This window comes from Bacteroides sp. 1_1_14, from assembly GCF_000162515.1.
In the GTDB taxonomy this organism is placed as follows: Bacteria; Bacteroidota; Bacteroidia; order Bacteroidales; family Bacteroidaceae; genus Bacteroides; species Bacteroides thetaiotaomicron.
This window is the reverse complement of sequence record NZ_GG774704.1, coordinates 684,793-692,791: the sequence shown is the minus strand read 5'-3', so window position 1 is coordinate 692,791 and position 7,999 is coordinate 684,793. Positions and strand designations below refer to the sequence as shown.

General features: G+C 42.8%; 10 protein-coding genes and 1 pseudogene. All 11 read left to right on the top strand.

Going from position 1 to position 7,999, the window contains the following annotated elements:
- Positions 1-340 precede the first annotated feature (340 nt).
- Positions 341-892, top strand: a complete 552-nt coding sequence (locus tag HMPREF9007_RS15090) for a UpxY family transcription antiterminator (RefSeq protein WP_004292758.1) — start codon at positions 341-343, stop codon at positions 890-892.
- Between the two features lie 103 nt (positions 893-995).
- Positions 996-1,385 carry a hypothetical protein gene (locus tag HMPREF9007_RS15095; protein WP_004292759.1) on the top strand — a complete coding sequence of 130 codons (390 nt, stop codon included), beginning with the start codon at positions 996-998 and terminating at the stop codon, positions 1,383-1,385.
- Positions 1,386-1,404: 19 nt separating this feature from the next.
- A complete protein-coding gene (locus HMPREF9007_RS15100; protein ID WP_004292760.1) occupies positions 1,405-2,226 on the top strand; it encodes a polysaccharide biosynthesis/export family protein in 822 nt (273 codons plus the stop codon).
- Between the two features lie 27 nt (positions 2,227-2,253).
- Entirely contained in the window at positions 2,254-3,021 is a 768-nt protein-coding gene (locus tag HMPREF9007_RS15105) for a helix-turn-helix transcriptional regulator (RefSeq protein ID WP_032539474.1), read from the top strand.
- Positions 3,022-3,045: 24 nt separating this feature from the next.
- Entirely contained in the window at positions 3,046-3,816 is a 771-nt protein-coding gene (locus tag HMPREF9007_RS15110) for a nucleoside phosphorylase (protein WP_002578723.1), read from the top strand.
- 24 nt (positions 3,817-3,840) lie between these two features.
- A pseudogene (gene ant(9) / locus HMPREF9007_RS15115) lies at positions 3,841-4,614 on the top strand (aminoglycoside nucleotidyltransferase ANT(9)).
- A 199-nt stretch (positions 4,615-4,813) separates the two neighbouring features.
- Entirely contained in the window at positions 4,814-5,359 is a 546-nt protein-coding gene (locus HMPREF9007_RS15120; RefSeq protein WP_008761205.1) for an AAA family ATPase, read from the top strand.
- Positions 5,360-5,418: 59 nt separating this feature from the next.
- Complete coding sequence (locus tag HMPREF9007_RS15125; RefSeq protein ID WP_002779679.1) at positions 5,419-6,336, top strand: aminoglycoside phosphotransferase family protein; 918 nt, start codon at positions 5,419-5,421, stop codon at positions 6,334-6,336.
- A 4-nt stretch (positions 6,337-6,340) separates the two neighbouring features.
- On the top strand, positions 6,341-6,760 hold the full coding sequence (locus HMPREF9007_RS15130) for a peptidase C15 (protein ID WP_002788929.1): 420 nt from the start codon (positions 6,341-6,343) through the stop codon (positions 6,758-6,760).
- A 156-nt stretch (positions 6,761-6,916) separates the two neighbouring features.
- Positions 6,917-7,462 carry an AAA family ATPase gene (locus HMPREF9007_RS15135; RefSeq protein ID WP_004292764.1) on the top strand — a complete coding sequence of 182 codons (546 nt, stop codon included), beginning with the start codon at positions 6,917-6,919 and terminating at the stop codon, positions 7,460-7,462.
- A 96-nt stretch (positions 7,463-7,558) separates the two neighbouring features.
- Entirely contained in the window at positions 7,559-7,954 is a 396-nt protein-coding gene (locus HMPREF9007_RS15140; RefSeq protein WP_277754653.1) for a class I SAM-dependent methyltransferase, read from the top strand.
- The last annotated feature ends 45 nt before the right edge of the window (positions 7,955-7,999 follow it).

Here is a 7,999-nt window from a genome sequence, read left to right as displayed (position 1 = left end):
AATACGTCCTTAAAAAGGATTTGTCGAACAGTTGTTTGACAAATTGTAATTATTACATTTTATACTTCATTGGATATCACCTAATTATCTCCAATTGCTAAACATGATACATCTCTTACGGAGAGATGTACCGATAATGTACATGATTTCGAGTCTACCAAAGTACGATTGAGGTCATGCCGAAATAAGATAATGATAGCATATATAATGCTGGGGAATTTCCCCGAACTTTTGGATAATACCGTTGTAACTACATGTGTTTCAATATATAATAAACACTTGGAGGAGTCGGAAATGTATCCCTTCACCAACTAAGGCGTAAGGCTATCCATTTATTATCATGGACGAAATACTACCTATAGAGGATAAACTGCACTGGTATGCCATGCGTGACCTCAAACGCAGACATGCCAAATTGCCCGCCTACAAGATGTTCGAGAACTTGAAGGTGCAGTGTTTCACTCCTATGGTGCATCGTTTGGTCGTAGTTGGTGGCAAGCGGGTGGATCAGGAAGTGCCTTTCATGCAGGACTTGCTTTTCGTGAAAGACACGAGGGAGCATCTTGATGCCATTGTGGAGAGTACCCCCAAGCTTCAATACCGTTACAAGCTCGGTGTACAGCACACTCCTATCATCGTCCCTGTCGCAGATATGGAACGTTTCATCAAGGCGGTAGAAGCCAGTGATAATCCTAAGTTCTATTCCCCTGACGAGGTGACACCGGAGATGAGAAACCGGAAAATCCGCATCATCGGCGGGCAGTTGGACGGATATACGGGCACATTGGTGACCACACGTGGTTCGAAGACAAAAAGGCTGCTGGTGGAACTGCCCACCTTGTTGGCTGCCTCCATAGAAGTAGAAGCGGAGTATATTCAGCTTATTCCATGAGGATATGAACCGATTGTAAATTTTTCCCTAACAAACAGGAAAAATCAATCCCCCTTGCGACCGAAAATTAATGCTATTATAAATTGATTTAATCACAATTTCAATGAACAGGTTCGGCATAGAGCTTGGCAAGTTGATGGAGAATCATCTGTCAGACATACTTTTCAGTGAGCGTTCCAATAGAGAGCATATTCATCTGTACCGTGTTGATAATTATTGGGTGGCATTCGAACGTTCTGCTTTTCACCTTTGTCACATCTATACGAAATCGGTTATTAATGCGATGAAAGTGTTTCGTGTGCCCCTCCCTATTGTTGTGACAAGTGTAGAGGACAGGGAAATGCCATTTGCCGTAGGTGACATGGAGTGTATGAAAAGAACATTTGTAGAAAGGATATACAAGACAGGAAAGCCAGTTGACGGCAAATCATTCAATGAATGGCACTACCAAAACACCATAGTATTTCAAGACACAGGCTATAGAAGGTCTTAAACAAAGAAAAATCAGGAATATGAGTATAAATAAAGTATTTTACATCTTGCTCATTGTCGCAAGTACAGTGACACTGGGCTCGTGCGGTTCTTCCAAGGAAGTAGTTTATTTCCAGGATTTGAGACCCGGGGAAACAGAAATCAAGTTGCCTGAAGTGAAAGCCATTACAGTCCGACCGGAGGATAAGATTTCCATTATCGTCAACAGCCGTGACCCCCAGTTGACGGACTTGTTCAACCTGCCTTATGTGTCCAGGCAATTGGGTCAGTCTTTAAGGACAAATGGCGTGACGGCTTCAAGCAATCAAGGAGTATCCGCTTATACCGTAGATGCCAACGGTAAGATAGATTTTCCTGTACTTGGCAAGATACACGTGGCCGGAATGAAGCGGGAAGAAATCGCCGAATGTATCAAGAACGAATTGATAAAGGAGAATTTGGTGAAAGACCCTGTCGTGACCGTGGAATTTGCCAATCTCTGCATATCCGTGTTGGGCGAGGTGAACAGTCCGGGACGTTTCAGCATTGACCGGGACAGGCTGACCATACTCGATGCACTCAGCATGGCAGGCGACCTGACCATCTACGGAAACCGTTCCAAGGTGATGGTGTTACGGCAAGAAGGGGATGTGCAACGGGTGTACGGACTGAACCTCACTTCCGGCGAACACATCTATTCTTCACCCGCCTATTATCTGCAACAGAATGACGTGGTGTATGTGGAACCCAATGAAGTGAAAGCCCGTCAATCTACCGTCAACGGCAACAACGTGCGTTCCACCTCGTTCTGGATTTCGCTGGCATCGTTGCTGACTTCTGTGGCCATCCTCATTTTTAATTAATCACGTCCAATCTAAATATTGTATATCGTGGCAACTCAAAACAATATATCCAAACCTAAACAGAAGGAACTTGCGGAGAAGATAGGCGTTTCCGCTTCCCAGTTGAGCCGCATTGTCAGCGGCGAAACGAGAACGGTCAGCAGTGATATTCTCATAGGTGTGGCAAAGGAATTTAAGGTATCGACAGACTACATACTGGGCTTGTCCACCGTGAGCGTCCGTAAAAGCTACGATATTTCTGAATTAGGCTTGTCAGAGGGAGCCGTAAGGGGGCTTGTGACGGGTGCTGTTGATGTGCAAATCCTCAACCGCCTGTTGGAACACAGGAATTTTCCTAAGCTGATAGATTTGATACGGATTTATTTTCAGGACACAGCGGCAAAAGGCATAACAGCAAGAAACCAGCTTATCGAGATAGCAACGGCTTCCCTGTCCGACCTGATGAAAGAACACCCGGAACACCGGGCGGAAGCAAAGCAGGATTTACAGCTTTTGAACGCCCAGAAGATGGGGGAACATGAGGCGGAGATTGAGAAAATCAAAAATGTGTTCCTTGCTATCCTGCGGGATATTAAGAAAGACATTGACAACGGGGAACAGCCGGGAGAAGCTGTGACCGCCGCGATGTTCCAAGCCATGCGGGACGCATTGGCGGAACAGAAGCAAAACCCGCTTTCCATTGACGATGTAGCGGCGATGGTTGCCGGACAGATCGGACAGCTTACGCCGATGGATGAAGAAACTGCCGACCTGTTCAAGCAGTTGGCAAAAAAGATGATGAAAGGAATAGAATAATAGCCTGTTATTCGAGATAATAATATGCCATTAGTAAAGCATGACTACCCTGTTTTAGAGTACGATACCGCATCAAAAGCTGTTTTTCAGCCGGGAAATGGGAAAAAATGTTTTCCTGCAAAAGCAGTGTTTGCTTTTTTAGGAGACGAGGTTGAAAATTATGCACATACCCATGATGGAATACAGATAGATGAATTTGAAAGTGCAACAAGACGATATCCTATTTATGAATGTCTTTATAATCAGGAGAAAATATGTCTATGTCCGGCTCCTGTGGGAAGTGCTGCTGCCGTCCAAGTTTTAGAATATTTAATTGCAGGGGGTGTAACAAAGATTATTTCCGTCGGCTCCTGCGGCGTATTGGAAGACATCCCGGAAAATAGATTTTTGATACCTGTTTCTGCATTGAGAGATGAGGGAACATCTTACCATTATCTTCCTCCCTCCCGAGAAGTAGAGATTTCAAAGGCTGGTATAAATGCGATTGAATCTGCTTTAAGCCAAAAGAATATACCATATTGGGAAGTTAAAACATGGACAACAGACGGTTTTTATCGAGAAACAGTAGAAATGGTTCAGTATCGGAAAGAAGAGGGATGTCAAGTAGTAGAAATGGAATGTTCCGCATTGGCGGCGTGTGCAAAATTTAGAAAAGTTACATGGGCTATGCTGCTTTTTTCAGCCGATACTCTTGCAGACCCTCATAAATACCAAGAAAGAGAATGGGGAAAAACAAGTATATCCATAGCCTTAGAATTAGCCTTAGACGCTGTTTTATCAGTTGTTGAGGAGTAAAAATAAATACATATAGGAGTTACAATGAATATAAATGAATTTCCACAACAAGTAAATCAAGTTATTTCAATAGCAGAAACCATATTACAAGGTCAAATATTGGGGATATATTTATATGGTTCAGCAACAATGAATGGGCTGCGTCCAGATAGTGATATAGATATACTGATAATTACTAAACAAGAATTGAGTAATTCAATCAGAGCAGATCTAACAAAGCAATTATTGAAAATTTCTGGCTCCGTAGGCTGTATTGAAAAAAGACCTTTAGAGGTAACTATTATCAATCAATCTGATATTGTTCCGTTGCAATTTCCGCCAAAATGTCAGTATATGTATGGTGAATGGCTAAGGGGAGAGATGGAAGCAGGAGAATATCCGCAAGCCTGCAATGACCCAGATATAATGATTTTATTATGGCAAGCAAGAAAAATAGCATAACTTTGAAGGGGCGGAAAGCAAAGAGCTTATTCCCGCTATCCCATTTCACGAAATTAAAAAGCAATTCGGTTTTCTTTACCTGGTTTGATTTCCAGCTTTAAGGGTGATGAAAGAAATGTGTTATTAACCTTATCACGAATGTGGTTTACTTTAGTAACAGAAGAAATCACGACAAAAGATGTTGCCGCAAAATGGGTAATTTTAAAATTGCCGGAGAGATTTCCCCCCCTGCTAACAACGGCAAAGGAAGCTTATTTGGGAAATTTGTCTGATGAATGGGAGACAGTAGAAAAGGAAGCGATGGCACTTGTAGAATATATGAAAAAACAAATTGAGGAATTACTTAGAACAGAGTAGCAAAGTTAGCGGGGCCAATCAACGGTCAAGATGAACGGCGCATAAATGCGCCGCCGTTGACAGTCCCGCCCGTCTTTGCTGATGGGCAATCAAGGCGGGAAAGCCCTAAAATGGCTTCCCGCCCATTTCAATCTTGAGAGAAGAAACGCTCCAAAATCAGAAAGAGAGCGGTAAATCTGAATTGCGAGGGAGAATGTAGATGAATCAAGGAAGAATTATTGTGATTACAGGTTCGCCGGGAACAGGAAAGACAACAACTGCGTCGATTGTCGCAAAAGAATCGAACATGGATAAATCTGTGCATATGCACACAGACGACTTTTTTCATTATTTAAGCAAAGGAGCAATACCGCCGCATTTACCAGAGTCCAACGAACAAAATTTAGTTGTCATTGAAGCCTTTTTAGAAGCTGCAAAGCGCTATGCCCGCGGCGGATATGATGTAATTGTAGATGGAATTGTCGGGCCGTGGTTTTTAGAACCATGGAGAGCCCTTGTTCGAGAAGATTATGAAGTACACTATATTGTTTTAAGAGCCAGTAAAGAAGAAACTATGAAACGAGCTGTGGAACGTTCAAAATTAGACAGAAAAACAAATGTTGAATTAGTAGAAACAATGTGGGAGCAATTTTGTAATTTGGGGATATATGAATCGAATGTTATAGAAACGACAACCTATTCTATCCAAGAGGCTGTTTTTGCAGTAAAAGAAAAAATCGCAAGTAGGGCAGCGTTGTTGTCTTAGATTTTTTTGCTTTTTTGTGGTATATTATCCTCAGACAGAGCTAAAGGAGAGAGCGGAACATGAAAAGCGATTATTCAAAAGAAAGCATCACAGAGTTTTTAAGCCGAAAGTACGGTGAGGATATAAGGCTTTTTCCGATAAAAGAAGGGCAGGAGTCACAGGCGTATTGGTTTTCGCGTGGCGGCAGAGAATATGTCGTGCGCATAAATTCAAATATGGAAGGCTTCAAAAAAGACAAATACGCCTATGAGCACTTCCGCTCGGATAGAGTTCCTATTCCAGAGGTTGTTGAAACAGGCAACTTTGACGGCACGCACTACTTCTGCATCAGCGTAAAAGCGGACGGGATTACATATGAGGACTCCGATGAAGAAACGGTTGTGCGACTGCTCGGCGATATTACGGATGTAACCGAAGCAATATCGCGAACCGATATATCAGGCACTTCCGGCTGCGGCGTGTTTGACAGCGATACGGGAAACGCTCCGTTTTACAGCTGGAGAGAATATCTTGCGGAGGTATTCGAGAGAGACTGGACGGCGGTAAGCAGGAGCTATGTTAACCTCTCACTCATCGACGAGCTTCTCGCGGCATATCGTGAGCTTATATCTTATTGCCCGGAAGAAAGAGCGCTGTTCCACGGGGATTTCGGCTCGAATAATGTTATCGTAGGCAAAAAATCGAGGATAAGTGGCGTTATAGACTGGGACTGCGCGGCTTACGGGGACTTTCTTTACGACATCGCGACCGCGTATTTTTGGCGGACATGGCTCATGTGCATGGAAAAAACTGCGGCGTATTGGGAGAGAAAATACTCTCACCTGCCGAGATATACCGAGCGAATTTTATGCTATGAGCTGCGGATAGGGCTGACGGAAATATACGAAAACGCTGTCGAAAACGATACTGAGACAACAGAGTGGCTTCAAAACAGGTGCCGCGAGATTTTGAGAGAATACAGACAAAGAAAGGCATGATAAAATGAGAATACTGTTCACAGGCTTTGACCCGTTCGGGGGAGAGAAAATCAATCCTGCGGGAGAAGCCGTAAAAATGATGAAAAACGAAATACAAGGCGCGGAAATTTTAAAGCTCGAAGTGCCGACGGTGTTTGGAAAGGCAGGAGAGGTTCTTAAAAAAGCGGTGGAGCAATACAGACCCGACGCGGTGGTGTGCGTAGGTCAAGCCGGAGGGAGAGCCGCCATTACTCCCGAGATGATAGCCGTGAACATAATGGACGCGCGCATTCCCGACAACGCCGGAAACAAGCCGTGCCACGAGCTTATAATAAAAGAGGGAAGAGAAGCGTATTTTTCCTCACTTCCGGTGAAGGATATCGAGAAAAATCTAAATGATAACGGAATTCCGTCGTCGGTATCGTATGGAGCGGACAACGAGTAAAAGAGTGACCGCCGAGATAACCCATTGCTCGGCGGTGTTCCTTTCCAAGTTAATTGCGTGATATAGATTGAAAAGTGGATAGATTTATGATATAGTGGATAGATTTATGATATAATGAGTTATCAACAAATCGGAATTTGTGGAGGTAAAATATAGATGAATCAAGGTAGAATTATTGTAATCACAGGTGCGCCGGGGACAGGAAAAACTACAACGGCATCTGCTGTTGCAAAAGAATCAGATTTGGAAAAGTCTGTGCATATGCACACAGATGACTTTTATCATTATTTGAGTAAAGGGGCAATACCACCGCATTTGCCAGAATCAAATGAGCAAAATTTGATTGTCATTGAAGCGTTTTTAGAAGCTGCGAAGCGATATGCTCGTGGGGGATATGATGTAATTGTTGACGGTATTATCGGACCGTGGTTTTTAAAGCCGTGGCAAAGTCTTGTTCGGGAACATTATGAGGTGCATTATATTATTTTAAGGGCAAGTAAGGAAGAAACCTTGAAGCGAGCTGTTGAACGCTCAAAGTTAGACCGAAAAACAAATATCGAATTGGTAGAAACAATGTGGGAGCAATTTTGCAATCTGGGAATATATGAATCGAATGTTGTAGATACGACCAATTATTCCATTCAAGAAACTGTTTCCGCAGTACAAGAAAAAATCGCAAGTAGGGCAGCATTGTTGTCTTAGATTGTTTTGGTGCAATTCCCATTTATCGAGCAGATGAAGTTGGGGAGCCGCCTGGAGGCGGCGGTGCCGAAGGATAAAATAGGAGATGTTAAGGTTATGAATAATGAATACGATAATGAGAAGTTTTTTGAAGAATATGCAAAGATGTCCCGCAGTAAAGAGGGGTTAAAAGCTGCTGGTGAATGGCATCAATTAAAACCTTTGTTTCCTTCGTTAGAAGGAAAATCTGTTCTTGACTTGGGGTGCGGATATGGCTGGCACTGCAAGTTCGCAGAAGAACAAGGAGCTACAAAAATATTAGGGATCGATTTAAGTAAGAAAATGATTGAGGAAGCCCAAAAGCGCAATTCAGGAAATCAAATTGAATATCGTATTAGCGGATTAGAGGAATATGACTATCCAGAAAATGAATGGGATTGTGTTATATCTAATTTAGCTCTGCACTATATAGAGGACATAGTGGAAATATTTCAAAAGTGTATAGGACATTAAACCAGGTGGAATTTTTTCTTTTTAATATCGAACACCCTTGTTTTT